Here is a 24,845-nt window from a genome sequence, read left to right as displayed (position 1 = left end):
ATATTCGTAGTTCACAGACTTCGACTTCGGCCCGCTGAGGACAGACGGACCCTACGAGCGCAAAGTTCGCCGTCACCAAAGCGTCAATAACGCGCACTTGTTTTCGGGCAGGGTTGCGTCAAAGTTGGGGGCGTTATGCGCCGTATCTTGAATGCTTTTTTGTTCGTGGCCTGTGCGACCGTTGCTTCTGCCCAGCCCTCGCCGGTGCCGGAAGTTCCGCAATTGGTTCCCGGGGTGCGGAAGATCATGTACCAAGGCTGGAAAGATTCTCTGGTGCTCGAAGCACCGGATGCCGATGTGAAGGTGGTGGTGGTGCCGGAGGTGGGCGGACGCATCATGGAGTTCTCCTACGACGGCAACAATATCATGTGGATGGCAGGAGATGCGCCAGGTCGCACGCTGGAGACGCATCCGAAAGGGTTTTCTTCTGGGGGGCACCAATCAGATATCGGGCCGGAATTGCGCGTGCCGCCGATTCCTTCGCGACAATCACTTTTTATCGGGCCTTACAAAGGTTCGGCTCCGCGTGACCTTTCGATAAAAGTGGAGAGTGAAGAGCACAAGCCCACGGGCGTGCAGTTGATCCGGGACATCACTTTGGACCCGATCAATGGTGAACTGGGCGTCTTGCAGACGATCAAGAACATCTCAGCCACGAACATCTCCTACTGTGTGTGGGATCGCACCCTGTGCAAAGGCGGCGGGTTTGCGTTCTTCCCGTTGCCGAAGAAGAGCAAGTTCCCGGCGAAGTGGTCCATCCGCGGCCAGGCAGAGGGCAAATACTTCTACGATGGGATCAATCCGCAGCACGAGAACGTGAAGATCATCAAGAACACGCTCGTGGCCTATTGCAAAGGGCCGCAGGCCAAGATCGGCTCGGACAGTGATGCGGGCTGGATGGCTTATGTGAAGGGCAATCTGCTTTTCATCAAGTATTTTCCATATTCGGCGAAGGGGCATTATTCCGATGGCGGCAATTCAGTGGAGATCTATTGGAACGAGAACTTCGCGGAGATCGAGCCGCTAAGCCCGGAGGCGAACATCGCGCCGGGTGAATCGTATTCCTTTCCGGAGAAGTGGGTCTTGATCGAGCTGGACAGCGATGTGCATACGCATCAGCAGGCAGCAGAACTGGTGAAGCAGATCCCAGCGTTTAAGTTTTGAGCAGGCCTTCCCCGTCACAGGGTATGGCCGGTTGTGACGACGCGACGCGTCGCTGTGGAGGAACGGTTACGTTCCTTCACAAACTCAAATGCCCTAACGCCAGCAAACCGTAATAGGTGTATTCGCAGTCGAGGTGGTCATCGGTCCAGTTGCCGTGGAAGGAGCCTTCGGCGGTCCAAAGTGTGTCGATGAAATCGAGGCAAGGTTCGCGTACGGGATCGAGAGACACTTCCAATCCTGAAAGGGCATGCAATGCGGTGGCGGTGGAGAGCAAATCAGGTATGGGTGCGCCGGGGATGGCGAGGAAGCCGCCTTGGGGATGCGCTTGCTTCAACAGCCATTGGCCAACTTGTGCGGTGATGGGCAGGCGCAGGTGACGCAGCAGAGTGATGGCCGCCGCAGTGGAATTGGTGGCGCCGAATTTCATGCCCCGCTCATTTGTCCAGCCACCATCGGGTGTCTCCAAAAATTTCAGGCATTGCACCACGCGCAGTGGTTCGGGCAGTTCCAGCCCCATATCCTGATATGCCGCCAAAGCGAGGAAGCAGCCATAGGCTGTGCCGGACTGGCTTTTGGGCAGAGGGTGATAACCCCCATCATTGGCGCGGAACTCTTCGATGCGCGCAGACACTCGCGTCTGAAAATCCACCGGGCGTTCCTGCAGGATGTCCGGCTGCTGATTCGCCAGTGCGGCCCAGCAACGGGCGAGACAACAGAGGTGGACGAAGTCCAGCCGTTCACCGCAACCTTGGCTAGTCAGATAATCCGCCACGGCAGTCACCCGAATGTCTGCACGTAATGCGAGGAGTCCTTCCAGACCGAACACGGTATAGTAGAGATCGCTTGTGCCGATGCGATCGCGGAAACCACCATCGTCATTTTGCTGGCTGAGAAGGAAATCACGCACAAGATCGGCGGAATCCCCCAAAGTTTTGGGGGAGACGCGCGCGACCTGCAACATTTCCAGGCGGATGCTCATGTATGAGCGCAAACTAACGGGCGGCACCGGGAAGTTCAAAGCCCAAGCGGAAAAAAGGCGGCAATAAAAAAGGACAGGCGCAATGCGCCTGTCCTTTGGTGAGATAGTGCGTCTATCGGGTCACTCTTTTGCGTTCACAGTCCACATGCCGGACTGTTTGCCCAGGTCCGTGCTCTTGGTGCCCAAAGTGCCACGGCGGTTGAGCGTCTCTGCGTGACCGTCCACGAACAGGTAGTCATACATGTCCTTGCCATGGAGCGTGGTCCCGTCCGTCGGGCCGCTGAATTGCGAGGTGTTCGTGCCGGTATCGTAATGAGCGTTCTCTTGGGCGATCTCAGCCCAACCATCCGAGCCGAGATAACTGGAGGCGGAGATGCGCTCGGTGAGCAGGATGGTGCCGGAAGGGTCCTGCACCATGGAGTCCACCACTGCGTATTGATTGCGGATCTTGCTCAGGCGCGTGGCGGTGTCATCAAAGGTGCCGCTGCGCCAGCCCCAATAGCCGCCGTTCAGGCTGGTGCCTCCGCTGGCCGGCTCACCCTGCCGGATGACCAGGCCCACGGCGGTATGCATGGCGGGATTGGGCGGCCAATCACTGGCGCCCGTGGTGTTCAGATTAAAACTCGCGGTTTTACCCATGTTATTTTGTGGCATCGCGTAGGAGCGCCTCACACCGCGCCAGGAGTTGGCCCCCGGAGTCGCGTTGTGCGCATCCAGCGCGGGTACCTTGTCCGCCGGGCAGATGGCCCAGAGGTGTTTGATGGGTTCGCGTTTGGCACCGGTGACGGTGGGATTCCAGTCGATGCGCCAGGTACACTGGCCATCCATGAGACTGTAGGGAGAACCCATGTAGGACAGAAGCGTCTCGTCCCAGCTCCAGTGATTGCCCTCGCTCGGATCACCCGGGCCGAAGGCGGCCGTCTTCACAAAACGGGCAAAGGGTATCTCCTGCTTGTTATCGGCGAAATACATGTTCATGCCCAAGGCGAGTTGCTTGAGATTGTTCACGCATTTCCCGGTGCTGGCCCGTTGCTTGGCTTTGGCCAGGGCGGGCAGAAGCATGCCGGCGAGAATCGCGATGATCGCGATGACCACGAGCAGCTCGATGAGCGTGAAGCCCTGTCGGTGTTGTGAGGCTTTCATGATGTGGTTGTGGTGGTTGTTGATTTAGGGGTTTGGGGTTTAAAATTCATTTGGCGGCCAAGGACACCTTGCCGGTCTGCGGGTCGTAAACAAATTTTTGTCCCACCGGAGCAGCCGGAAGTCGGGAGACGAAGCGATAGGCGACAAGCTGGTCCAAGCTGGTGAGCGGCGGCCAAGGGGTGCCATCACTTTGGCTGGCGCGAGTGCGCTCATAACCGCTCGCCAAGGACTCCAAATATTCGATCAAGGAAATGGTTTTCCCATCGATGTCTTTGTATTCCTTGGGGTCTTCTTGAGGAACCGCAGACGCAGGGATGGCAGTAGCAGGGAGAGCGACAGGAGGAGGAGCCGTTTGATCAGGAGTTGCCGCTGGAGCCGGTGGCGTCACATCCACACTGGCAACCGCAGAGGGGGGAGGGGCGACGGAGGATTCCTCCTGCTTGGAACAAGCAACAAGAAGGACGAAGATAAAGGCGCAATATACATTCGCAAATCTCATATGGATTGCGAATATTATATTCCAGTTTTTTATTCTGTCTACAAGTTGATTTTAATAATAAGATAACAGAATTCATTTACATCAGAGAAATAAACTATTTTAAGTTTTCATCTAATCAACGGCCATCAAATAGTCGGATAGAAAATGAAGGTAACTTGTTTGTAATAAGTGATTTAATCGAGAAAACAGCGCATCGGAAGATATGACAAATCGCAGTTTTTCCCTTCTGTGACATCCAACTAACGTCGTGTATCACTCTTCAACGAAATGAAATTTATTAACTGAAAGAAACAATAGATAGTAATTCATTAATATTTTTAATAACAATACAGGTTACTTGATGAAAATAGACATGAAAAAACCGCCTCTAAGGGGCAGAGGCGGGTAGAGTTTTCGGGTAAATTGCGGCTTGAGAATGCCGCACTGAAAAGGCGGAGGAACCGGAATCAATCTTCCGAATTCTTCGAGCCGGCACCCATCTTGATCCAGACCAAGATGGCCGGGGCAAAGCAAACGACCAGCCCGATGGGCATCGCACCAACACTCCAGAACGTTTCTGAATTCATAACAGCGGGGTAGATTGCCGAGGCGGAGAAGAATGTAAAGGGGAGTTTTCGCCAACTTGGACTCTTAGAGCGGTTTAAAAAATACTGTAGCCGATTGTCTGGGGAGTGAAGCGGGCGGTCTTTTTGGATTCTGGCTTCGTTTCGGCTCAGTCAAAGGATCTTTGCTCCTTCGTCAAAGCCTCGCCCCAATCGGCCACAATGTTTTTTGAAACGCTCTAAGGGAAAAACCCTCAACCCAGCCGCTTTCCCATCTGCACGCCTGGCAGCAGCAAGCCATCGCGTAACGGAATATCAAACCGCCGAATCACTTGATAACCCGCAGCAGCGTAGAGCGGTTCCCCAGCCAAGGTGGCCACGAGATCGATTTGGCGAAAGCCGGCGTTGCGAATGGCTTGTTCACAGGTGTTAAGCAGAACGCGTCCAAGTCCTCTCCGCACCCAATCTGGATGCACGAAGAATGCGCGGATACGTGCGGGATCGTGTGCGGGATCCAATTCTGGATCGGGTGCCAGACGGCTTTGATCGCCACCGAAAAGTGATTTGCGCCGGCTCCATCCCCCGGCTGCGATGATCTGGCTGTCCTGACGAACAACGTAGTAAGTGCCGTCCTCAATCAATTGGCGGTCCACGCCGAAGACCGGGCCGAGTGCAGCTTCCATCTGCTCAGAAGTATACCATGCTGCTTGCAGTTTGCGGACCGAGAGTGGGATGAGCACCTCAAGCTCAGGGATATCTCCTGAGGCGGCCAAAGCGGGATGCCATATTGCTTTCATCCGTGGCAGATTTCTCCCGAACATCTTCCCATGGCAAGGCTGGTCGCGAAGAAATGCGAGAAAAGAGAAAATGGGGAACAGTAGAGCAAAATGAAGCCATCCAACTGCCTGAACACAGGACAGTGTCCCAAGAAATTTGGACACCCGCCATGGCCCAAATCTTAATCCTGCATATCAGCTCTGTGAAATCTCCACATCTTCTATAAAGGAAACGGAAAGTTCACTCAGGTGGCGCCGGGTATTTTCTGCCTTCAAAATGGTTTCAAACTTGGCCCTCTGCAGTTCTGGCAAGTCAGCCAAATCCACATATGATTTGAGCAGATCGATATAGGTGGACCATTCACGTCCGGTGAAACAGGCTGCACTGGCCGACAGAAGCGCCACCGCTTCTACGGTACGCCCTTGATGATGAAGGGCTTCGGTCTCACATAGGATGGGAAGCGTGCTTTTCGGACGCAGCGCACGCAATTGGTTCGCAGCGGCCTCCATCTCAGGCCAACGCTTCAGGACGCGGGAGAGCTTGAGCCACACTTTGAGACCGCGTTCTGTGGCCAAGTCCCGTGGGGCGAGTTTTTGAAACTCGAGATCTGCTTCCTCGTAATTCCCCAACTCGATCCAGCCCTCTACCATGGAGTATTTGTCCTTCATGTCGTCCGTCATTCCCAAAAATAGTCCAACTTCTGCCATTTGCTAATAGCAGCAAGCATTCCAATCTTTTATAGTTCCGCAGAAAGCAAAATAGAGTTATATGACTAGACGGTCACAAATGGCACGGGAGGAACGGGGGGAAGTTTCAAGTTTTCAGTGTTCAGTTTTCAGTTGGGAAACTGAGGAATTTTTAGCCATAGATCGACACGGATTTTCACGGATGCGAGTGGAGCTTCTTGCGAAACACGAAGCGAAACTGAAATCGAGGACGATTACGAGCAGGACCTTACGTCGCGGGAATCGCTTGCAGTCTTTGGTAATTCTCCACGGCCGCGGCGGCCAGGAGGGAGAGTGATTCCACAGATTGTTGCAGGATGGGGTCGAAGGGGATGACCTTGCCTTCGTCATCTTGAGCATTGATCAGCTGAAGCACGCCGATCACTTCATTCTGCTCGTTCAGAAGCGGCACCGTGAGGAAGGATTGCGAGCGATAGCCAGTCCGTTGATCGAACTCCCGTGTGCCGCGAAAATCGAAACCCTCAACATTGTAGGCATCCACAATGTTCACAGATTTGCCGAGCAACGCGACGTGACACGCCACCTGCTGGTGGTTCGGCTTGCCGGTGGATGGGTCGTAGAGATTAAGCGGCGGGAACTTGATGGGGTTACCTGTACTGCCACCCAAGTTGATCTTCAGGGAATCATTCCTGACCAGGGCGAAATTCAGAAACTTATCCGCAAACCTGAGATAGAGGGTGCCACCGTCTGCATGGCAGATGGATTTGGCCTCTAACAGTATCTTCTCCAGGAGACGGTCGTAGTTCGGCTCGCGCATCAGGGCCAGACCGATTGGAATCACCACGTTCACCAGACGATCCGTATGCTCCATCTCTGCTTGAAGCTGCTGAAGATACTTGGCTTCCTGCTCGCGCAGACGGCGGGTTTCCAGGCAAGCATCGATACGAGCGCGTAATAAAACGGGATCGAACGGGCTGGAGAGGATGTCCGCAGCTCCTAATTCAATACAGGTGGCGACGGATTCCGCTTCATCCAGACCGGAAATCATGATCACCGGGATGTCACGAGTAACGGCATCATCCTTCAACTCCCGCAGCACCTCTTCGCCCGGCATGCCGGGCATCATGGTATCCAGCAAAACGAGGTCAAACGCCTCTCTACGAATGAGTTCCAACGATTTAAAGCCGTCCTCAATGGTCTCGACTTCGTAGCCGTTATCGCGGAGGCGCTGGGCCAAGCGAGTGCGGTTCAACTGGTTGTCATCGACAATCAGCAGGCGTCCGCCGTAACGGGAGGCGGTCTTCCGCAATGGTTGACTGGTGGCTGGATTCATGGCTGCTCAAGCCCCGTTGAGAAACAGGATGCCACGACTTGCAGGGAAAAGTGGAGTAAAATCCGAACCGTTCGCAAAAAAAGATGTGGCTTGGAACGTGCTGCTTGAAAACAGGTCTCAATGGCCATGAAAACGTAACTTGAATAAAGGATTATGCCATTGACGATGAGGCGATAGCGGGTTAACTATGTGTCAAATAGACAGGGCGACTTGTCGAAAAATATCGGAGTCTCAAATATGAAACCATTTTCGTTCCTGAAGATTTCCGCCAGCTTGCTGGCGCTGGCCGCGATGCTGGTCACCACCTCCGCGCAGGCTGAAACGGCGACCGTGAAGGTTGAGGCGGTTTCTGGCACTGCAACCGTGAATGGCCAGCCGCTGACCAAAGATTCAGTGGTCAAAGAGGGCGATAAAATCGCCACCGTAGGTGCCACTTCCAAAGTGAAGCTGACCTTTGCGGACAGCGAGTTGAACGTGGAACCGAACTCCGAAGTGGTTCTGACCAGGCTCCAGTTCGAACAGGAAAAGGGCGGCAAGCTCAAGCACAACACCGAACTGGACCTGAAGCAAGGCGGCCTCATCGGTAACGTAAAGAAAATCTCCAAGTCGTCTGATTACAAGGTCAAGCACGCCCAAGGCGTGGCTGGCATCCGCGGCACAGCTTGGGCCGTGCTGCCGAACATCGGCGTGGTTTGTTTCGATGGCTCCGTGGTGGTCAGCATGACTGTAAACGGCGTGGCACTCCCTCCGGTCACGCTCGGGCCTGGCCAGATGGCGGCGATCGGTGCCAACGGTCAACTCGTGGTGCTCAACACCCCGCGTGAGATTGTTGCCCTCATCAGAGATGTGTTGAGCTTCGGAGAAGATGGTTCCCTGCCTCCGGCCTTGGTCCGCGATATCCAGATTACCGTGACAGCACAAGCCGGTCCCACGCGTACGTCCTCCGAGCCGGCTCATACGACTCCGCCGCCCCAATACGACTGATCTTACTTTCCCAACAAAACCCAGAGCGACCTTGAGTTGCTCTGGGTTTTTTGTTTTCCTAAAGCCACGTGAACGCCCGACTTCAGAAAAACCTGCCCCTGATCATTGCGGCGTTCGTTATCTGTACGCTCTGCCTCGCCCGCATCTTCCAGCGTGATGTCCCGGCCCTGCAAGTGGTGGAACAGGTGGAGAATCTCACCTACGACTGGCGCGTCAAGAAGGCCGCCGAATACCCCTCCACCACATCTACCAACTTGGGCGCCGTCTTCATCGACGATCTCAGCTTGAAAGATATCAACGAAGCTTTGGGCTACGAATGGCCTTGGCCACGACAGCTTTATGGAAAAGTCGTCCGCGAGTTGACCGCCCAAGGCGCCAAAGCAATCGCATTCGATGTTCTTTTTTCCGAGTTACAGGCTCCGGATGAAGAAACAAACGTAAAGCTCCCCGATGGCAAGGAGATCAGTTCCGACGCCTTCTTCGCCCAAGAATTGAAGAACTCGGACCGTGTCATCCTGGCCACCTTCGGTGAGACTTACACCAACGTCTGGCAGCCGATCTATCCGAACGACCTGTTCCGCACCAATGCCATGGCCGTCAGCCATGCTACGAGCGACAAGGATGCAGATGGTGTTTTACGTCGCGCCCGCCCGTTCAAAGATGATCCCGCCGAAGGCAAGCGGCTCTGGCACATGGGCATCCAAATCGCTGCCAAGGAGCTGGGACTCGATCTGAGCCGGAGCATCGTTCAGGATGATCGCATCATTCTCTTGGGCGATGGTGTCCAACGTATCATTCCGCTGGATTCGGAAGGGTTTTTCTACGTTAACTGGAGCCTGCCGTGGAACGATTCCGACCGCCTCACCCAAGTCTCTGTCACCCTCCTGCTGAATCTCGACCATCTGCGCCGGAACCGCTCCATGGAAGAGTATCGCGATTATCTGAAAACCTTCCGCGAGGACAAGACGCTTCACGGCGGCGACACCCCCTTCAAAGACAAGCTCGTCGTCATCGGCTCCATCGGCGCGGGCAACAACATTTCGGACATCGGTGCCACCGCACTGGAAAAAGAAACGTATCTGGTCAGCAAGCACTGGAATGTGGCGAACGCGGTGATCACCGGCGACTTCGTCCGCCGCAGCGGCATGTTCACGGAGATTTTGCTTATCGTCCTGCTCGGCATCCTGAGCACTTGGTTCACCCTGCGCCTCCCCCCGCCCTGGCCGTCCGTCATGGTTGTGGTTGTTGGCGCGTTTTACATCCTGGCGGCGATGAGCCTTTACGTAGGCAACCGCTACTGGCTCCCGATCACGCTGCCAGTGATCGGCGGCAACTTCCTCACACATGTAGCCCTTGTCACCTATCTTGTCGTGTTCGTGGAGGGTGAAAAAAAGCGCGTCAAGGCCGTGTTCTCCAAACTCGTGTCACCAAACGTCGTGAACGAGCTGCTCACCGCCGAGAAGCTGAACCTCTCCGGCAGCCGCCGCCATATCACGGTGTTCTTCTCTGACGTGCGCGGATTCACCCAGATGACGGATACAAATCAGGCGAACGCTGAAAAATTCGTCCGAGAAAGCAATCTTCAAGGCGCGGCAGCGGAAGCTTATTTCGACCATTCCGCCCAAGATACTTTGGAGACGGTGAATCTCTACCTCGCCACCATCGCCGACCAGATCAAGCTGCACAATGGCACGCTGGATAAATACATGGGCGATTGCGTGATGGCCTTTTGGGGCGCGCCCACGCCGAATGAGCAGCACGCCGTATCTTGCGTGCAAGCCGCCATCGATGCTCAGCGCGCGATGCACAAGCTGAACGTGGACCGTGCCGAGAAAAACAAGGTGCGCGAGCAGGAAAACGAGAAGCGCGCTGAGGAGGGAAAGTATCCTCTGCCTATGCTGCCGCTGCTCTCCTTGGGCACGGGCATCAATACCGGGATCTGCATCGTGGGTTTGATGGGTTCCGATAAACACATATTGAACTACACGGTGTTTGGCCGCGAAGTGAACTTGGCCAGCCGCTTGGAAGGCGTCTCCGGTCGCGGCCGTATCATCATCGGCGAAGCGACTTTCAAAGAACTTCAAAAATTCGAGCCGGAGCTTGCCGCCAAATGCGCCAGTCTTCCTCCCGTGATGGTCAAAGGCATCAAAGACCCCGTGCCCATCTATGAGGTGCCTTGGCGCGAGAGCAATGCCGAGGCCGACCAAACCGTGATGCTCGCGAAGAGTGCGCCAGCCGAGCTGAAGACTCCGCTCCAGACATGATGAAGCCAAACAGTGTGAATTTTCCCCGCTGAAAACTGAACACTGAAAACTTGAAACTCCTTTAACTATGCGCACAGCGGTTTATCCCGGCAGCTTCGATCCCTTCACGAACGGTCACCTGGATGTCGTGCAACGGGCATCGAAAATTTTCGATCGCGTCATCGTCGCCGTCGCCGAGAACGAAGGAAAATCTCCGCTCTTCACCATGCAAGAGCGCACGAACTTGGTAGCGGAAGCGACGAAGGATTTGAACAACGTGGAAGTGGATGCCTTCAGCGGATTGCTCGTGAACTACGTGGAGCAACGTCGCGCGGAAGTCATCGTCCGCGGACTGCGCGCCGTGTCGGATTTCGAATTCGAATTCCAGCTCGCGCTCATGAACCGGAATCTGAACGAACGCGTGGAAACGATCTTCATGATGCCGAAAGATACGTACACTTTCTTAAGTTCACGCATCATCAAAGAAATCGCCCGCCTCGGTGGCGATGTCACCCCGTTTGTCCCAGCCGGGGTCAAAAAAGCCCTGCTGGAGAAGCTTGCAAATCCCACACATTGACGGACATTGACGCCATGGCGTTACTCGTAAATCTGCGTCACTTGGAGGAAGGCTCCCGTCAAGAGACTGGCGAATTGACCGGTGAAGAACTGGGTTTGACTGGTATTGATGAGCTTATCCAAACTCCATTACCGTTAAAGTATGATTTGGAAATCTCTCTCTTGGAAGACTCGGTTTTGGCCCAAGGCAGCCTGGAGATGACCCTGAAGTGCGAATGCTCGCGCTGCCTGAAACCGTTCGATTTCGAGATCAGCGAAGAGGCTTGGGCCTGCCACCTGCCCTTGAGCGGAGAGGATAAGACAACCGTGGACAACGATTGCGTGGACTTGACTCCCCACATCCGGGAACATATGCTGCTCGAATTGCCGACACGTCCGGTGTGCGGAGACGACTGCAAAGGCTGGGTAAAACTGGCGCAGAAGAAGTCTCCACGCAAGCAGGCGGAAGCAACGGAAGAAGCTCCGTCGCCGTGGTCGGCATTGGATAAACTGAAACTGGATTAAGGATAATTTTATGGGCGTACCTAAACGTAAGCCATCGAAGAGCCGTCAGCGCATGCGCCGGGCTTACAACAGTGTTTTGACTTTGCCGCAGCTTTCCAAGTGCCCGCAGTGCGATGCACCGTATGTTCCGCACCGGGTTTGCCCGAGCTGCGGCACCTACAAAGGCCGTCAGGTCATCACGGTTGAAGCCTTAGGCTAAGCTTTCCGAAGCTGGGCGCGGTTGGTGTTTCACCTCCCGCGCTCTTTCCATCTATGCGCATAGCGGTGGATGTGATGGGGGCAGACCACGGCAGCCAGACTATTCTGGCTGGCGTTAAAATGGCCCTTGCGGCCTACCCCCACATTCACGAACTCATTGTCGTAGGCAACGAGGCCGAGATAAAGACCGGCATCGAACGCCTCGCTTTGCGTGATGCACGCTTGCGCATTCATCACGCTAGCGAAGTCCTCACCATGGAGGACAAACCCCTTGAGGCCATCCGCAAGAAAAAGGATTCCTCCATCTTGCGCACCATGGAGCTGGTCAAGGAAGGCAAGGCAGACGCCGCCATCTCCCCTGGTAATACCGGCGGCCTTATGACGGCCGCCACCATCCGGCTTCGCCCGCTTGAAAGCGTCGAACGCGCTGCTCTCGCTACCGTAATGCCCAGCCTCACGGGTGCTTTTGTGATGCTGGATGGCGGAGCCAACCCCGAATGCAAACCCATCCACCTCGCGCAGTTCGCAGTGATGGGTAATGTGTATGCCCGCGAAATCCTTGGTCTCAAAAAACCTCGCGTCGGCATTTTGAGTAATGGCACGGAAGAGTCTAAGGGCACCGAACTGACCCGTGAATCCCTGAAACTCTGCCGCCAGCTTGATCTGAATTGTATCGGTTACGTCGAAGGTCACGACCTATTTGAAGGCCACGTTGATGTCGTCGTTGCTGATGGTTTCGTCGGCAACATTGTACTGAAATCCTGCGAGAGCTTGGGCAAGGCTGTCGGCATCATGCTCAAGCGTGAGTTGACCGCCAATCCCATGCGCAAAGCAGGTGCGCTCCTCGCCAAAGGCGCGTTGAATGCCATCAAGTCCACGCTCAATCCCGATGCCTACGGTGGCGCACCTTTGCTCGGTCTGAACGGCAACGTCATCAAGGCGCACGGTTCTGCGAAAGAGTTCGCCATCCAGAACGCCATCCGCGTGGCGGCTGAATCCGTGCAGCATCGCATCCATCAATCCATTCAAACGGAAGTCGCCGCTGCAAACGCTGTGCTTGCCGCCACGCCCACAGCCTGAGATAGATATTTCCCAACCATGAGTTCCCACTCCACTCGCAAGCTCAAGAATCCGCGCGCCGCGCATGGTTTCCAAGGCCGCACCTGTTCTGTCAGCGGCGTCGGTTCCTACGTCCCCGAGAAGATCGTGACCAATGCCGACCTCGAAAAGATGGTCGAGACCTCGGATGAATGGATCACCACCCGCACCGGCATCAAACAACGCCGCATGGCTGCGGATGACGAATACACTTCGGACATCGCCACCAAAGCCGCGTTGAAAGCCATGGAACGCGCCGGCGTCACTGCGGACCAGATTGAACTCATTATCGTCGCCACCATCACTCCGGACATGCCGTTCCCGGCCACTGCCTGTCTCGTGCAAAGCAAATTGGGTGCGAAAAAAGCCGCTGCTTTCGATCTCGAAGCTGCCTGCTCTGGCTTCATCTACGCCTTGGAAGTCGGCCAGCAGTTCATCATGTCCCGCACCTATGACACTGTTCTCGTCATCGGCGCGGAAAAACTTTCTTCCATCATCGACTGGACGGACCGCAACACCTGCGTGCTCTTCGGCGATGGTGCCGGGGCCGTGATCCTGCAAAACCGTCCGAACACGCACGGTCTGTTGACCGCGTGCATGGGCGCAGATGGCAACAAGGCGATGCTCCTCTCCATGCCTGGTGGCGGCAGCCGTCATCCGGCCACGCAAAAATCGCTCGATGCCCGTCTGCATTACCTCCGCATGGACGGCAAGGAAACCTTCAAGAACGCGGTGAACGCCATGTACACCGCTTCACAGGAAGCCTTGAAGCGCTGCGAACTCGATATCACCCAGATCAAGTGCATCATTCCGCATCAGGCGAACCAGCGCATCATCGATGCCGTGGGTGATCGCCTTGGTGCGAAGCCAGAACAGCTCTTCGTGAACTTGCACAAATACGGCAACACCTCCGCCGCCTCCGTGGCCATCGCCTTGGATGAGGCTGTGGGTGAAGGCCGTATCCAGCGCGGTGACCTTGTTTTGCTTCTCGCCTTCGGTGCCGGCCTCACTTGGGGTGCCGCTGTAATTGAGTGGTAACCCGGAATTGACGCCTGAGTCGGATGTGGTAAATTTAGAATGCGATGAGCACGAGCAAACTTGATACTTCCGGTGTATTTGACAGCCAATCGGCTGAAGTGCGCCTTACCCTTTCCTCCCAGGCGATCAAATTTCGCAGCAACGGTATTGAGTTCCTCAGCAGCAAGCCTGTTCCGGTCTGGTCCGAGATGACCATCGACATCCAATCCCCTGACTCCAAGAAAGTCCGTGGCTCCGGTGTCGTGGTGGCCTGCGAAGGCAGCCGCCAAAGCGGATACGTCGTCTCTTTCATGTTCATGAACCTTTCCAAACAAGCGCAGGAACGTTTGGGCGCACTGTCCGCGGCCTAAGTGGCCGTCCTTCCTCTTCTCCGGTCGAAGTTTCCTGACCGGCAGTTCTTTCGTCGTCAGAATTTTACTTCTGGCTGCTTCTCTGTACTAGACGGCATCTGCTCTTCTGCGTATTCGTTGAGGCATGCATCACCCGATCACTGACGAACGCCTCATCCTTTTCCATAAGATCCTGAAAGCCGCCGTGGACGCCGGCGCCTCTGACTTGCACATGAAGGCCGGTCACCCCGTGGTCTTCCGCCTCCACCGCAAGCTCGTCACGATCGAAGCCCCCGTACCCGATCAGGAATACTTCGAGTTCCTCGAAGAAGCCATGATCCCCAAGCACGCCAAGCACCAGTTCGAAACGGAAAAAGGCGCGGATTTCTCCTATTACACCCCGGAAGCCGGTCGTTTCCGTACGAACTTCTTCATGCAACGCGGCACCTACGCCCTCGTCATGCGTCATGTGAAGAGTGAAGTGCCCTCCTTCGAAAGCTTGGGCCTCGACCCACTCACACTGAAGATCGCCGAAGCTCCCCGTGGCATCATCCTGATGGCGGGCGGCACCGGCTCCGGCAAGTCCACCACGCTCGCGGCAATGATCAGCTACCTGAACGACAATTACCGCAAGCACATCGTCACACTCGAAGACCCGATCGAATACAGCTACGAGGACAACCAATGCGTCATCGAGCAGCGCGAAATCGGTCTGGACTGCGAATCCTTCCAGAAAGGCATGAAACACGCCTTGCGTCAGGATCCGGACATCATCCTGGTCGGTGAAATGCGTGATGCCATCTCCTTCCGCACCGCCATGGGCGCGGCGGATACAGGTCACTTGGTGATGTCCACCCTGCACACCACCAACGCCGCGCTTGGCGTCACCCGTATTCTCGACTTCTTCCAGGAAAACGAGCGCGAACAGGTTCGTCGCCAGCTCGCCAGCACGCTGCAAGCCATCGTCGCGCAACGCATGATCCCCAAGATCGGCGGCGGCATGGTACCCGCTCAGGAGATCCTCGTGAACTCGCCCATCGTACGTAAGCTCATTGAGGAAAACCGCCTCAAGGAATTGCCGCTGGCCATCGAGACTGGTGGCGAAGATGGCATGAAGAGCTTCAACAAAGCCGTGCTGGACCTTTTCAACGCTGGCATCATCACTAAGGATGAAGCGCTCGCCAAAGCTTCCAATCCGCAACAGCTTGAGATGGAGCTCAAAGGCATCAAGCTCACCAGCGGCAGCCGCATCATGGGCTAACCCACGTAGCTGCCGAAGTTACGAGGCAGGACTAACTAGTTTTTGGAATGGGGTTGAACCAATTGATGGTTCAACCCCTTTTGATTATCAAAATGCCAGTTCGATGGAAATGTTGCCACCTTCTCCTTGGGGAGAAGGCCGGGATGAGGGGAAAGGAACCGCGCCCGAGCATAGACAAACTCTAACAAAAAAAGCCCGGCTGATTCCTCAGCCGGGCTTCGTGCTTTGAAAAACCTAATTACTTCTTTGTCTCTTCCTTCGGCTGCGTCAGCCCTTGGAACTCATCCGTGCGGAACGGAGACGCCGGCAAACCCTCTTTGTTGACAAGGTTCACTACCGGGAAATCCGCCCAGCCATAACGCACTGCGATCGGCTTGGCCACGGCAGCGCTGCTCACAGTGACCACCTTACCATCCGTCTCAGCATCAGCCCACACCCACTTCTTGTCCTCGCCGCAGATGGCGAAGCCCGTGAGCTTGCCGCCTTTGGCCTCCAGACCGCCGCCGATGTGGTCAAAGCTCAACGTCACCACGTTGCCCTTCACCTTCATGCTCTTATAAGTCGGGCCGGAGTAAACGATCTTCTCGTTGTAAACCAAAGCCCGTGCGGCCAAGGCCAGACGCTCGCCCACCGGCTGCTTTTTCGTGGGATGGATGTCATCCTTGTCACCCACGTCCGTGATCACCACCATACCCGTCTTCGGCAACTTCAGCGTCATGGACTGTGCCTCGCGCAACTCAGCCCAATCGCTCTCCACCGGCTCCTTCGTGATTTCTTCAATGGAACGCTTCTTGTTCTTGTCCCACGGAGCAAGTTGCACGAAAAGGAACGGGAAATCACCCTGGCCCCAGTCCTTGCGCCAGTTCTTGATCATATCCGCGAACAGGCTGCGATACTGCCAGGCGCGGCTCGCATTCGATTCACCCTGATACCAGATCGCGCCTTTGATGCCGTAACCCAGGATCGGGTGGATCATGCCGTTATAGAGTTCCGTTGGTTTCCATGGAGCGCGCGGAGCCGCCGCCTTGGATTTCTCGGCCTTGTGCTTCGCTGCCGCGTCTTCATACGCTTTGCGGGCAGCCGGATACTTCTCCAAGATATTGGCCTTATAATCCGCGCTCGCTTCCAAGGCAGACTGGCTCATCCAGACTTCCGCCGGAGAACCACCCCAATCACTCTGGATCAAACCGATAGGCACACCACGCTCCTTCTCCAACATGCGGCCAAAGTAATATGCCACCGCTGAAAACTCCGGTGTAGATTGGGAATTCGCTTCCTGCCAGGCGAACTTGCCCACGTTCCACGGCTGCTTGAGATCATCCAGCGGCTCATCGGATTTCACATTCTCCACCTTGAACAGGCGGATGTTCGGATTCGCCGAGTTCTTGATATCTGCTTGCGGCTCGAAGGAACGGATCAACTGCCACTCCATGTTGGACTGGCCGCTGCACAGCCAAACCTCGCCCACCAGCACGTTCTTAAGCTGGATGCGGTTGCGCCCGTAAACCACGAGTTCATCGGGACCGCCCGCCTTTACTGCCTTGAGTTTCACCGACCACTTGCCGTTCACCGCCTTGGTCGCCACGCGTTGGTCGCGGAACTGCACCGTAACGGCCTCTCCCTCCTCTGCCCAGCCCCAGATCGGCACCTGGATGCCCTGCTGGAGCACCATGTTATCCGTGAATATGGCTGGAAGTTTGACATCGGCTTGAACCTTGGCTGCGAACAGAACAGCAACGGCGAGCACCGTTTTCTGCAGCCAACCCCTCTGGTTTTGTGTCTTGCTAGCGATCATAATGACTGGCACTGGTTGGAACGTTTTCTGGCCTGAGGCAAAGCATGAACCCAAGCCCAGCCACACGTCAAACCAGAACGGGCGGCAAAAAGCCCTATTTTACTGGCTCTTTCTTGCTGTCACTGGGCGGTTCCGCCGAGAATTCCAAATCTGCACGCTCCAGCATCCAAGGTTCCTGATACCATCGCATCGCTTGCCGCAACCATCTCCTCGCCTCGTTCCATTCTCTCTTTTTCTTGGCTAGTAAAGCCAGATAGAATGCGCTGATGCCCCGGTCATGCGCCGCTTTGCTGTTTTGAAACACCTCATGCAACACTGTTTCCGCCGCTACCAGTTCACCAGACTCATAGAGCAGGGCTCCATAGGTACCCCGTAAAGTGATCGCGTCCGGGGCCAGCCTTATCGCTGTTTGAATCCACTCCTTGGCTTCGGTGAGATATTCCATTTTCTTGAGCTGGAAGGGCCATCCGCTCAGCATATCTAACAACCAGACCTTTTCATCAATGCTATAGTTCTCTGTCAGTATCTCTGCCATCCTAGTTTTCACCTGTTCTTTTTTATCCTGATGCTCCCAAAGCAGGAGACGGTTCATGGTCACATACACCCGTGAGCCAGATTCAAGGCCAGGCCAGTCAACTACCCGCTGAATCAAAACATCCGCTTCCTCAAACCTCTTCTGAGCCGCCAAGGTGTCTGACTTGCAGAGCAACAACCAAAAATTATCCGGCTCTTGCCTCAGCACCTCATCGATTTCCTTCTCTCCTTGCTCAAACTGCCCGCTGTTAAACAGCAAAGTGATATTATGGAGCAGTATCGGTGGTGATATTTTTTTAGGCCACTTGTTCTTATTCCAATCCGCTTCCGAGATCATGGCTTGAAACTGTTCCTCTGCCTTCTTCACCGGCTCGAGAACAGGAAGCGGAGACGGCCTCATCATCCGAAATGTCAGACAAAAGATAGCTGCGGCAAATCCAACCAGCGCGGCTGAACCCAGCAAATGCTTCAATACTTCATTTCCCCGTCCTAAACCAGATAGCAGATGAGCGATGCTCAGCAGGATCAAAGTGGTCGCCAATATCACAAAAAGCATCGCGAAAAATATTTTCAGGAAACTGAGAAACGGCGATTCAACCATGGTCAGGACGTGTGATTGCCGAACCGGCGCATATGGCCATTTTCCCTCGAAGATCAACTGCACCAAACCCATACCATCGTTAACCATGGGACCATGCGGCCAGCGCGTGATCACCATAGGTATCAAGCTCACCAATGTCATGATGACATTCGCTATGATGAAAAGTATCCAATACGAAACCTCGGCACCCAGATCAAACTTGGCGGTTGTTTTGTCAGGCATCCAAGTAAAGGCGAGCAATCCCAAGATTATGTTCGCGAGCGGTCCGGCCGCCCAGATGACCACGCCTTTCCAGCGCCAGCCTTTGAGTTCCAACCTGCCTGGATACATCGCCCCACCGAATGGCTGGCTGCAAAAGTCGAACTGTAATCCACCGAACCGGAAATTCGCCACCATTCGGCCATTCCCGATCACGATTTTTTCCACCCTTCCACCCACCAGTCTGGCCGCTAAGGCATGTCCGATCTCATGAGGAATGGTGCTAACATATTGAAACATCTGGATGACCAGCAGATTCCAGATGAAGCAAAGCCAGAACGAATCAGGAGAAGAACGCCTCCATCCATAAAAGCCGACCAAAGTAACCGCAACTATCCCCAGCCCGATTAAAAACCGGTGATTGAACTTCAATCGTTGGCAAACGTCACAGAGCTGCGGGTTATCTCCCGAGAGAGCCTCCACCACCTTTAATTCCTTGAGCGATGTTTCCTTTCCGCAGTTTTCACATTGGAATGCCATATCCTTGTCTAAGGAATAAGCGACCGCCTTCCTCGCGCAAACACAAATCTCTCATCAATTTCTCAAAGCCCGCTTCAATACATTCTCCGTGATCTTCTGCACCCGCGCATCCGGTCCATGCGGGCGGCTCCAGTGCGACCACGGCAAAATATGCCCCGGTGGACTGGACAATCCCTGAGTCCAAAAGATCGTGGCCGCATTGAAAACGATGTTCCTCTTCGGCCCCGGATGCACCGTCGCCGTCCAATGTGCAGGCGTCACTCCGCCGCGCCAGCAAGTCCCTTCCGCCACTACCTCCAGCCCTGGTAACTTCGCCGGAGCCCCATGATGCTCCCAGCCGATCAAACCCGGGATTGCATCTCCCTTCTTCATCCCGGTGCCTTCAAAGATCCAATGCTCTGGTTTCGTGCAAATCCAGTCCCCGCCACCATTGAATGGAACAATGCTGCGCGCGCCCATGATCAGGCTCTCATCCGGCCCCGCCCGCTTCCAATCCTTCGTGAACACCCGGATCTCTTCTTGCACCTCTGCATCCGTTAACCCGCCGTAAATACCTTTGCGCGTCAAAATACGATTCGCCTGGCCACTCGTTGAAGGCGAGAACGGCGTCACTCCAAACACCGAATTGCCACAAAGCCACAACGCATTCACACCTGACTCGATGCTGTTCTTCACCGCATCATACTGCCGCACATCCCAATACTCATCATGCCCCACGCTCAGAAACGTTTTGCAGCGCGTGATGTTTGCTGCATCCAAGCAATCGCTGTTCGAACAATACGTCACATCATACCCATGCTGCTCCAGCCAATAGAGCAAGGTAAACTCCCACAGCAGAAATTCGCCTGAACCGATGGACAGCGGATGCTCAAATATCTGCGCATACTTCCCATACGGCCGGTCAAAGCTCACTTGCACACCCACCGCATGCGCCCCACGCGGATCCGTATAGAGCGAGTAATTATCCGGCCACTTGTTGTACGCCTGCCAAGTATTGTCACTGCATTGGAAAAGCACATCCGCCGGCCGCTCGTCCCGCACGATGAAGATGATGTAACTCTGCCAATACGGTTCCACTGCCGACTCCGGCACTGTCGTCAACCGCCCCAGATACACGCCGCTCGGCCAATCTGCCGGAATCTTCAACGTCGCACTCGGCTCCCAGCGGCATTCCACCAAACGATTCTCACCCACGGGCGGCACCAGCTGCGTCTTGCTCACCAAAGGTCCCAACTTCTGCATCAACCGCGCCCCACGCCCGCCATAGTAACCCATGCGAAAGAACTCGATCATGAACTTCCGCGCCGGAATCGTGCTCACCATGATGCGCAATTCCTCCCCCGTCTTGATGCTCTGATGCGAGCAATACCCCTCGATCCCTGGCGAACGAAACCCCGTCGTCTTATCCAATCGCACCCGCGTCAATTGCCAGTCCAGCGCCCCCTCTTTCGCATTCTCCTTCCGGATGAGATCGGATTGGCGTTTCGGCTTCTGTTGTCCTTTCACTTCACCAGCAATGCCCATCGCCGCAGCAGTGACTGCTGCGGCTTTCAAAAAATCTCGCCGTGATGAAGAGGACTCAGATTGCATAGGCTGCACGATGATGTCGGCCAATAAACGCCACTAAAAACCTGACGATATTCAATCGTCTGCAATTCACCGTATTCACCCTCCCGTCATCTCCTTCAGTAGCTTGAAGAACCCGCGCTTGCGCCCGCTGCTGATGCCCCAGTTCACCGGCACACTCTGATAACCTTCATCAAACCCCTCATCCCTCATACGGTAATCAAAGAATCCCCAGGACGCATAAGCCTCTGTAGCCGCGAGGAAGTTGTTCATCGGCTGGTCGAAATCGAAATGATCGTCCTCGTTGAATACGATGGGCACCGGACGATACCCCTTCACCTTGCGCGTTTGCACAACCATCTCACTGATGCGTTTCGGGTCTTTCACGCCATTACCATGCAGGAGCAGAAAATCAGAGGCGCGCACCACATTCTCACGCGGAATCGCCCCGCCGCCATACGAGGTGCTCACCAGCAGGCGCCGGCCATTCATCTGGCGCGATTTTACTCGCTCGATCAGTTCATGCACACGGTCGGGCTTGAGGATGGCATGGTCGTATTTGTTGACGTTGCATTCATTGTTTACCTCGATGACCACATTGCGCCAACCCTTCTGCAGCACCCAATCCGTGGCGTTGTCCACCGCGCGAACAATGGCGCTTTCATTCTGCTGGCGCTGATCTTGCCCGAAGTAGAAGTAGCCCAGGATCACAACCATGCCAAGTTCATCAGCCCGATTGATGATCCGTTCCATACGCTTCAGGAACGGCGCGCGAAGGGAGCCATCGGGCGCGAAAGCGGAGTTCTCCCACGGTTGAGCGTTGGAATAGCCGTAGGGCGAGCCGCCTTGGAAATTCAATGTGACCGCCAGTAAACCGTGTCTGCGCCAAACCGGCATGGCCGCGAGAAATTCCTCCACATTCCGGTTTGCGTCCCACTTCTTCGTATCCGGGTAGGCCCATTGCGCCGCCGTCTCAGGATTCAGATCATCGAAGGTGCCTTGCACCATCCGCGAGTTTGGTAACAGTCCTTGGATCTTATACCCCTTCCACGTGCGCCCTTTGAAGGTCGGCTGGCCGTTGATATAGAATTCTTCACCCGCGATGGTGACTTCGGTTTTAGGCGCACCGGTCTTGGGTGAAGTGGTTTTGCAACCGAAGGCCAACCAAGCTGTGCCGGCAAAGCAAGCAGCCAGAAAATGACGCCGAGACCAAAGAGAATTCATAGGTGATCATCCCTATCTAACTTGGGCAGGAATGCAGTGTCATCTGAAATCTCTCACGGGCTTTTCAAATGCTGCCCGGTTTGCTAGAAGTCTGGCGATGCCAAGCCCCAAATCCCGCCGTTATCTTGCGATCGCATTGACTACGCTGGGGCTCATCGCAATCGGAGGTTGGGTTTTTCTTCACCAGAGTAACGAACCTGCCATAACTTTGGACGACGGTTCTACTCTGACAGTGGTGGATTTCACGACAAGCCCGAACGAAAAGCTGTTCATAGGTGCGCCATGGAAAAAGGCGCTCATGCCGCTGGTGAAAGACACCGAGCTCCAAAAACATCTTAACGCCGGATTCATGGATGCGACGAATAATTCCACGATTTCATGGTATCGGACTGGCCCGGCCAATTCACCTTTGGTCAACATGCTTTTGAACAACCAAATTGTGGCCATTGATTCTCAAGGGAAAGAACATCCGGCCCAACATCTGTTTTCGGGCCAAATGAAAGGATTCACGGGCGGAACAGGAGAGTTCATGGTATGCGTTATTCAGGTTCCCTTGGGACCTGAACCAACGTTGCGCTTTTATCTGATGAACCGCACGAACGAGCTGCGGTTGAAAAAGTAATCCATGCCCAACACCAAAAGACATCTTATCATTGGTGGCTCACTTTTACTGTTGGGCATCCTCGTGTTGTTCGCCTTTTCATATCAACCATTACCGACATTCCCCCTGACTGGCGGCGGCCATTTTGAGGTGATCGAATCGGTCCGCGGCAGCAATCTGGTTTTCCACATGGGGGACCGTCAACAAATGGCATTCTACCAGATTTTTAAAAACCATGTCCCTGCACGCTTCAAAACTTATCAGTATATACACGTTGCGCTCAGCACGAACTCGCTGGGTGTTCTGCTGAACAAACCGATCACGGAGGATGATCTCCAACAGCGGCGTTACTTGAACGGGAGTTTTTCGCTGAGTCTGATCACCGCTTCCGGACAGGAGCACTTCGGTCTACAACGGGTGGTGAATTTTCATTCCATCAATGTCGGCACATCCGGCGCCAACCGGTTGACGGATGAACAGATCATCTTCGAGTTCACCGATCCGCCCGCCGCTTATACCCGCTTGCGCATGTATCAGACCAATGTCTTTCCGGGCAAGGTAACGGTGGCTACCAATGATATCCCGTTCGCTTCTGATCGTTGAGCATTCCGCCATTTGCACATCCGCGCCCATCCAGTAAACTATCCCTGTGCCCGTTACGGATCACATACGGAACAAACTGAGCCAGGTCACCCATAAACCGGGTGTGTACCTGATGAAGGACCGTTTCGGCACGGTGATCTATGTGGGCAAAGCGCGCGATCTCCGCAAACGCGTGAGCCAGTATTTCCATCCCTCACGCCGCATGGGCTGGGATTTAAAATTCAATGCGCTCGTCGATGCCATCCACGATTTCGATACGCACATCGTGAAGAGCGAGCCCGAGGCGCTGCTGCTCGAGAGCAAGCTGATCAAGGAATTTCATCCGCGCTACAACATCAGCTTCCGCGATGACAAACAGTTCATCATGCTGAAGGTGAACCTGAACGATCCCATCCCGCGCTTCACGCTCACGCGCCAGAAACATGATGATGGCGCGCGCTACTTCGGCCCCTTCCCGAACTCAGGAGCCATGCGGCGCACGCTCAATCTCGTCCGTCATAAATTCAATCTGCGCGGCTGCCGTCCGCTCACGCCGAATGAATCTGATTACAAGCATTGCCTCTTCGGCCACCTGAAAGTTTGCACTGCACCGTGCATTGGCAACGTCACGCGCGAACAATATCTCCTCCAAGTCACTGCGGGTTGTGACTTCCTTGACGGCCAATGTCACGAGATGTTGGGCGAGCTGGAAAAGGAGATGAAGCATGCAGCCGTTAAATTGGATTTCGAGAAGGCCGCGCAGTTGCGCGATCTCATCGCCGATCTCAAACGCACCACTCAGAAGACCGAGAAGTTCGAGCGCATCCCTTACAAGCTGCCCGTAGCCATCAATCCCGAAGCGGACATGCGCGAGCTGGGCCGCCTCCTCGGCCTTGCCAAGGCACCGGAGCGCATCGAGGGCTACGACATCTCGAACATCAGCGGCACATTCATGGTATCTTCCATGGTGAGCTTCTGGCACGGACGCCCCGATCGCTCGAACTACCGTCGCTTCAAGATGAAGACGGTGACGGAACAAAACGACTTCGCCTGCATGGCCGAAACGATCCAGCGCCGATACTCGCGTCTGCTGAAAGAGATCAAAGGCGAACCGCTCCCTGCCGAAGAAAAAACACCCGACACCGGCGGAGGCGCGAGCAAAGACGAGATCCAACGCGCCGTAGACGACGTTAGCGATGCCTGGCAGGGCAAACGCGCGAAGAAAAACCAAGATGCCGCGGCTGTGCGTTCCACTGGCGAACCACCAATCCTGTCGCCGGAAACTCCTGCTGAAAATGGATCTGCCGAAGCGGATGTTCAACCTCTCGAGCCATCGGAAGAACTCAACGCCCCGTGGGTGCCCAAGCCACCTAGCAAAGCGAAACTTCCCGACCTTATCCTAATCGACGGCGGCAAAGGCCAGCTCAACGCCGCCTGTGAAGAACTCGCCAAACTCGGCCTGCAAGGCATCCCCATCATCGGTCTCGCGAAGGAATACGAAGAGATTTATCGCCCCGGCATTTCCGAACCGTTGCGCTTGAGCCACGACACAGGGGCGTTGAAATTACTGCAACGCGTGCGCGATGAATCCCACCGCTTCGCGAACACTTACAACGCCCAGCTTCGTATCAAGAAGATCTCCGAGAGTATTCTGGATGAATTCCCCGGTATCGGTCAGGCCCGTAAGTCCGCTCTATTAAAGAAATTCGGTTCCGTGCAACGTCTTCGTATGGCGACCTTGGAACAGATCGCCGAAGTCCCCGGCTTCGGCGGCAAAGCTGCGCAAGAGCTGAAAACCTTCCTTGAAGCCCGCACGAAATGATCGTGGAGGTCGCCGATTGCCTCCCGAG

24 protein-coding genes are annotated in these 24,845 nt (G+C 55.0%); 14 read left to right on the top strand and 10 right to left on the bottom strand.

Translation table 11 applies throughout. The annotated features are described in order from the left end of the window. Positions 1-135 precede the first annotated feature (135 nt). Positions 136-1,164 (top strand): hypothetical protein, encoded by a 1,029-nt coding sequence (locus VGH19_22600; protein ID HEY1174173.1) that lies wholly within the window; start codon positions 136-138, stop codon positions 1,162-1,164. A gap of 76 nt (positions 1,165-1,240) precedes the next feature. Here the strand turns inward: VGH19_22600 and VGH19_22595 are convergent, their stop codons facing one another. From VGH19_22595 to VGH19_22570, 6 genes are all read right to left on the bottom strand, one after another. Beyond that, positions 1,241-2,143, bottom strand: coding sequence for a prenyltransferase/squalene oxidase repeat-containing protein (locus VGH19_22595; GenBank protein HEY1174172.1), 903 nt, complete (start codon positions 2,141-2,143; stop codon positions 1,241-1,243). A 120-nt stretch (positions 2,144-2,263) separates the two neighbouring features. Beyond that, entirely contained in the window at positions 2,264-3,286 is a 1,023-nt protein-coding gene (locus tag VGH19_22590) for a type II secretion system protein (GenBank protein HEY1174171.1), read from the bottom strand. A gap of 46 nt (positions 3,287-3,332) precedes the next feature. Then, the gene (locus VGH19_22585; protein ID HEY1174170.1) at positions 3,333-3,785 is read right to left on the bottom strand and encodes a hypothetical protein; all 453 of its coding nucleotides are present in this window, start codon (positions 3,783-3,785) and stop codon (positions 3,333-3,335) included. Positions 3,786-4,581: 796 nt separating this feature from the next. Beyond that, positions 4,582-5,124 (bottom strand): GNAT family N-acetyltransferase, encoded by a 543-nt coding sequence (locus VGH19_22580; GenBank protein ID HEY1174169.1) that lies wholly within the window; start codon positions 5,122-5,124, stop codon positions 4,582-4,584. 174 nt (positions 5,125-5,298) lie between these two features. Next, positions 5,299-5,811, bottom strand: a complete 513-nt coding sequence (locus tag VGH19_22575; GenBank protein HEY1174168.1) for a hypothetical protein — start codon at positions 5,809-5,811, stop codon at positions 5,299-5,301. Between the two features lie 247 nt (positions 5,812-6,058). Continuing rightward, positions 6,059-7,123, bottom strand: coding sequence for a response regulator (locus VGH19_22570; GenBank protein ID HEY1174167.1), 1,065 nt, complete (start codon positions 7,121-7,123; stop codon positions 6,059-6,061). Positions 7,124-7,360: 237 nt separating this feature from the next. Here VGH19_22570 and VGH19_22565 point away from each other — a divergent pair, with 237 nt between their 5' ends. The 9 genes from VGH19_22565 to VGH19_22525 all read left to right on the top strand — a co-directional run bounded on the left by VGH19_22565 (position 7,361) and on the right by VGH19_22525 (position 15,354). Then, positions 7,361-8,107, top strand: a complete 747-nt coding sequence (locus tag VGH19_22565; GenBank protein ID HEY1174166.1) for a FecR domain-containing protein — start codon at positions 7,361-7,363, stop codon at positions 8,105-8,107. A gap of 68 nt (positions 8,108-8,175) precedes the next feature. Next, positions 8,176-10,371, top strand: a complete 2,196-nt coding sequence (locus VGH19_22560; protein HEY1174165.1) for an adenylate/guanylate cyclase domain-containing protein — start codon at positions 8,176-8,178, stop codon at positions 10,369-10,371. Between the two features lie 67 nt (positions 10,372-10,438). Then, positions 10,439-10,927: a pantetheine-phosphate adenylyltransferase gene (gene coaD / locus VGH19_22555; protein HEY1174164.1), complete on the top strand. Its 489-nt coding sequence runs from the start codon at positions 10,439-10,441 to the stop codon at positions 10,925-10,927. Between the two features lie 14 nt (positions 10,928-10,941). Continuing rightward, positions 10,942-11,430, top strand: coding sequence for a YceD family protein (locus VGH19_22550; protein ID HEY1174163.1), 489 nt, complete (start codon positions 10,942-10,944; stop codon positions 11,428-11,430). Positions 11,431-11,440: 10 nt separating this feature from the next. After that, positions 11,441-11,629 (top strand): 50S ribosomal protein L32, encoded by a 189-nt coding sequence (rpmF, locus tag VGH19_22545; GenBank protein HEY1174162.1) that lies wholly within the window; start codon positions 11,441-11,443, stop codon positions 11,627-11,629. Positions 11,630-11,682: 53 nt separating this feature from the next. After that, complete coding sequence (plsX, locus tag VGH19_22540) at positions 11,683-12,708, top strand: phosphate acyltransferase PlsX (GenBank protein ID HEY1174161.1); 1,026 nt, start codon at positions 11,683-11,685, stop codon at positions 12,706-12,708. An 18-nt stretch (positions 12,709-12,726) separates the two neighbouring features. Beyond that, positions 12,727-13,764 (top strand): beta-ketoacyl-ACP synthase III, encoded by a 1,038-nt coding sequence (locus VGH19_22535; protein ID HEY1174160.1) that lies wholly within the window; start codon positions 12,727-12,729, stop codon positions 13,762-13,764. Between the two features lie 44 nt (positions 13,765-13,808). Beyond that, positions 13,809-14,114 (top strand): hypothetical protein, encoded by a 306-nt coding sequence (locus VGH19_22530; GenBank protein HEY1174159.1) that lies wholly within the window; start codon positions 13,809-13,811, stop codon positions 14,112-14,114. A gap of 124 nt (positions 14,115-14,238) precedes the next feature. Beyond that, complete coding sequence (locus VGH19_22525; protein HEY1174158.1) at positions 14,239-15,354, top strand: PilT/PilU family type 4a pilus ATPase; 1,116 nt, start codon at positions 14,239-14,241, stop codon at positions 15,352-15,354. 238 nt (positions 15,355-15,592) lie between these two features. Here the strand turns inward: VGH19_22525 and VGH19_22520 are convergent, their stop codons facing one another. Both VGH19_22520 and VGH19_22515 read right to left on the bottom strand, forming a co-directional pair. Beyond that, positions 15,593-17,149, bottom strand: a complete 1,557-nt coding sequence (locus VGH19_22520; GenBank protein HEY1174157.1) for a sialate O-acetylesterase — start codon at positions 17,147-17,149, stop codon at positions 15,593-15,595. A gap of 94 nt (positions 17,150-17,243) precedes the next feature. After that, positions 17,244-18,401, bottom strand: coding sequence for a hypothetical protein (locus VGH19_22515; protein HEY1174156.1), 1,158 nt, complete (start codon positions 18,399-18,401; stop codon positions 17,244-17,246). 22 nt (positions 18,402-18,423) lie between these two features. Here VGH19_22515 and VGH19_22510 point away from each other — a divergent pair, with 22 nt between their 5' ends. After that, entirely contained in the window at positions 18,424-18,756 is a 333-nt protein-coding gene (locus VGH19_22510) for a hypothetical protein (protein HEY1174155.1), read from the top strand. Between the two features lie 320 nt (positions 18,757-19,076). Here VGH19_22510 and VGH19_22505 read toward each other — a convergent pair whose 3' ends face one another. Further along, complete coding sequence (locus VGH19_22505) at positions 19,077-20,612, bottom strand: N,N-dimethylformamidase beta subunit family domain-containing protein (protein HEY1174154.1); 1,536 nt, start codon at positions 20,610-20,612, stop codon at positions 19,077-19,079. Positions 20,613-20,687: 75 nt separating this feature from the next. Further along, positions 20,688-21,812: a hypothetical protein gene (locus VGH19_22500; GenBank protein HEY1174153.1), complete on the bottom strand. Its 1,125-nt coding sequence runs from the start codon at positions 21,810-21,812 to the stop codon at positions 20,688-20,690. 97 nt (positions 21,813-21,909) lie between these two features. Between VGH19_22500 and VGH19_22495 the strand changes: the two genes are divergently transcribed. Genes VGH19_22495 through VGH19_22485 form a run of 3 tightly spaced genes read left to right on the top strand, consistent with a single transcriptional unit; the run spans position 21,910 to position 24,817 of the window. Beyond that, a complete protein-coding gene (locus VGH19_22495) occupies positions 21,910-22,434 on the top strand; it encodes a hypothetical protein (protein ID HEY1174152.1) in 525 nt (174 codons plus the stop codon). A 3-nt stretch (positions 22,435-22,437) separates the two neighbouring features. Further along, on the top strand, positions 22,438-23,016 hold the full coding sequence (locus VGH19_22490; GenBank protein ID HEY1174151.1) for a hypothetical protein: 579 nt from the start codon (positions 22,438-22,440) through the stop codon (positions 23,014-23,016). Between the two features lie 46 nt (positions 23,017-23,062). After that, positions 23,063-24,817: an excinuclease ABC subunit UvrC gene (locus VGH19_22485; GenBank protein HEY1174150.1), complete on the top strand. Its 1,755-nt coding sequence runs from the start codon at positions 23,063-23,065 to the stop codon at positions 24,815-24,817. The last annotated feature ends 28 nt before the right edge of the window (positions 24,818-24,845 follow it).

The sequence above is a fragment of the Verrucomicrobiia bacterium genome, assembly GCA_036405135.1.
GTDB lineage: Bacteria > Verrucomicrobiota > Verrucomicrobiia > Limisphaerales > JAEYXS01 > JAEYXS01.
Note: the sequence above shows the minus strand (reverse complement) of the source record. Positions and strands in the feature narration are given on the sequence as shown.

Bases quoted from the DNA above. Each gene is read 5' to 3' on its own strand.
- VGH19_22590 (HEY1174171.1), bottom strand. From the start codon at position 3,286: ATGAAAGCCTCACAACACCGACAGGGCTTCACGCTCATCGAGCTGCTC.
- VGH19_22495 (HEY1174152.1), top strand. From the start codon at position 21,910: ATGCCAAGCCCCAAATCCCGCCGTTATCTTGCGATCGCATTGACTACG.
- VGH19_22585 (HEY1174170.1), bottom strand. From the start codon at position 3,785: ATGAGATTTGCGAATGTATATTGCGCCTTTATCTTCGTCCTTCTTGTT.
- VGH19_22535 (HEY1174160.1), top strand. From the start codon at position 12,727: ATGAGTTCCCACTCCACTCGCAAGCTCAAGAATCCGCGCGCCGCGCAT.
- plsX (HEY1174161.1), top strand. From the start codon at position 11,683: ATGCGCATAGCGGTGGATGTGATGGGGGCAGACCACGGCAGCCAGACT.
- VGH19_22490 (HEY1174151.1), top strand. From the start codon at position 22,438: ATGCCCAACACCAAAAGACATCTTATCATTGGTGGCTCACTTTTACTG.
- VGH19_22505 (HEY1174154.1), bottom strand. From the start codon at position 20,612: ATGCAATCTGAGTCCTCTTCATCACGGCGAGATTTTTTGAAAGCCGCA.
- rpmF (HEY1174162.1), top strand. From the start codon at position 11,441: ATGGGCGTACCTAAACGTAAGCCATCGAAGAGCCGTCAGCGCATGCGC.
- VGH19_22500 (HEY1174153.1), bottom strand. From the start codon at position 21,812: ATGAATTCTCTTTGGTCTCGGCGTCATTTTCTGGCTGCTTGCTTTGCC.
- VGH19_22575 (HEY1174168.1), bottom strand. From the start codon at position 5,811: ATGGCAGAAGTTGGACTATTTTTGGGAATGACGGACGACATGAAGGAC.
- VGH19_22550 (HEY1174163.1), top strand. From the start codon at position 10,942: ATGGCGTTACTCGTAAATCTGCGTCACTTGGAGGAAGGCTCCCGTCAA.
- VGH19_22565 (HEY1174166.1), top strand. From the start codon at position 7,361: ATGAAACCATTTTCGTTCCTGAAGATTTCCGCCAGCTTGCTGGCGCTG.
- VGH19_22510 (HEY1174155.1), top strand. From the start codon at position 18,424: ATGATGACATTCGCTATGATGAAAAGTATCCAATACGAAACCTCGGCA.
- VGH19_22600 (HEY1174173.1), top strand. From the start codon at position 136: ATGCGCCGTATCTTGAATGCTTTTTTGTTCGTGGCCTGTGCGACCGTT.
- VGH19_22580 (HEY1174169.1), bottom strand. From the start codon at position 5,124: ATGAAAGCAATATGGCATCCCGCTTTGGCCGCCTCAGGAGATATCCCT.
- VGH19_22570 (HEY1174167.1), bottom strand. From the start codon at position 7,123: ATGAATCCAGCCACCAGTCAACCATTGCGGAAGACCGCCTCCCGTTAC.
- VGH19_22530 (HEY1174159.1), top strand. From the start codon at position 13,809: ATGAGCACGAGCAAACTTGATACTTCCGGTGTATTTGACAGCCAATCG.
- VGH19_22595 (HEY1174172.1), bottom strand. From the start codon at position 2,143: ATGAGCATCCGCCTGGAAATGTTGCAGGTCGCGCGCGTCTCCCCCAAA.
- VGH19_22525 (HEY1174158.1), top strand. From the start codon at position 14,239: ATGCATCACCCGATCACTGACGAACGCCTCATCCTTTTCCATAAGATC.
- coaD (HEY1174164.1), top strand. From the start codon at position 10,439: ATGCGCACAGCGGTTTATCCCGGCAGCTTCGATCCCTTCACGAACGGT.
- VGH19_22520 (HEY1174157.1), bottom strand. From the start codon at position 17,149: ATGATCGCTAGCAAGACACAAAACCAGAGGGGTTGGCTGCAGAAAACG.
- VGH19_22515 (HEY1174156.1), bottom strand. From the start codon at position 18,401: ATGGTGATCACGCGCTGGCCGCATGGTCCCATGGTTAACGATGGTATG.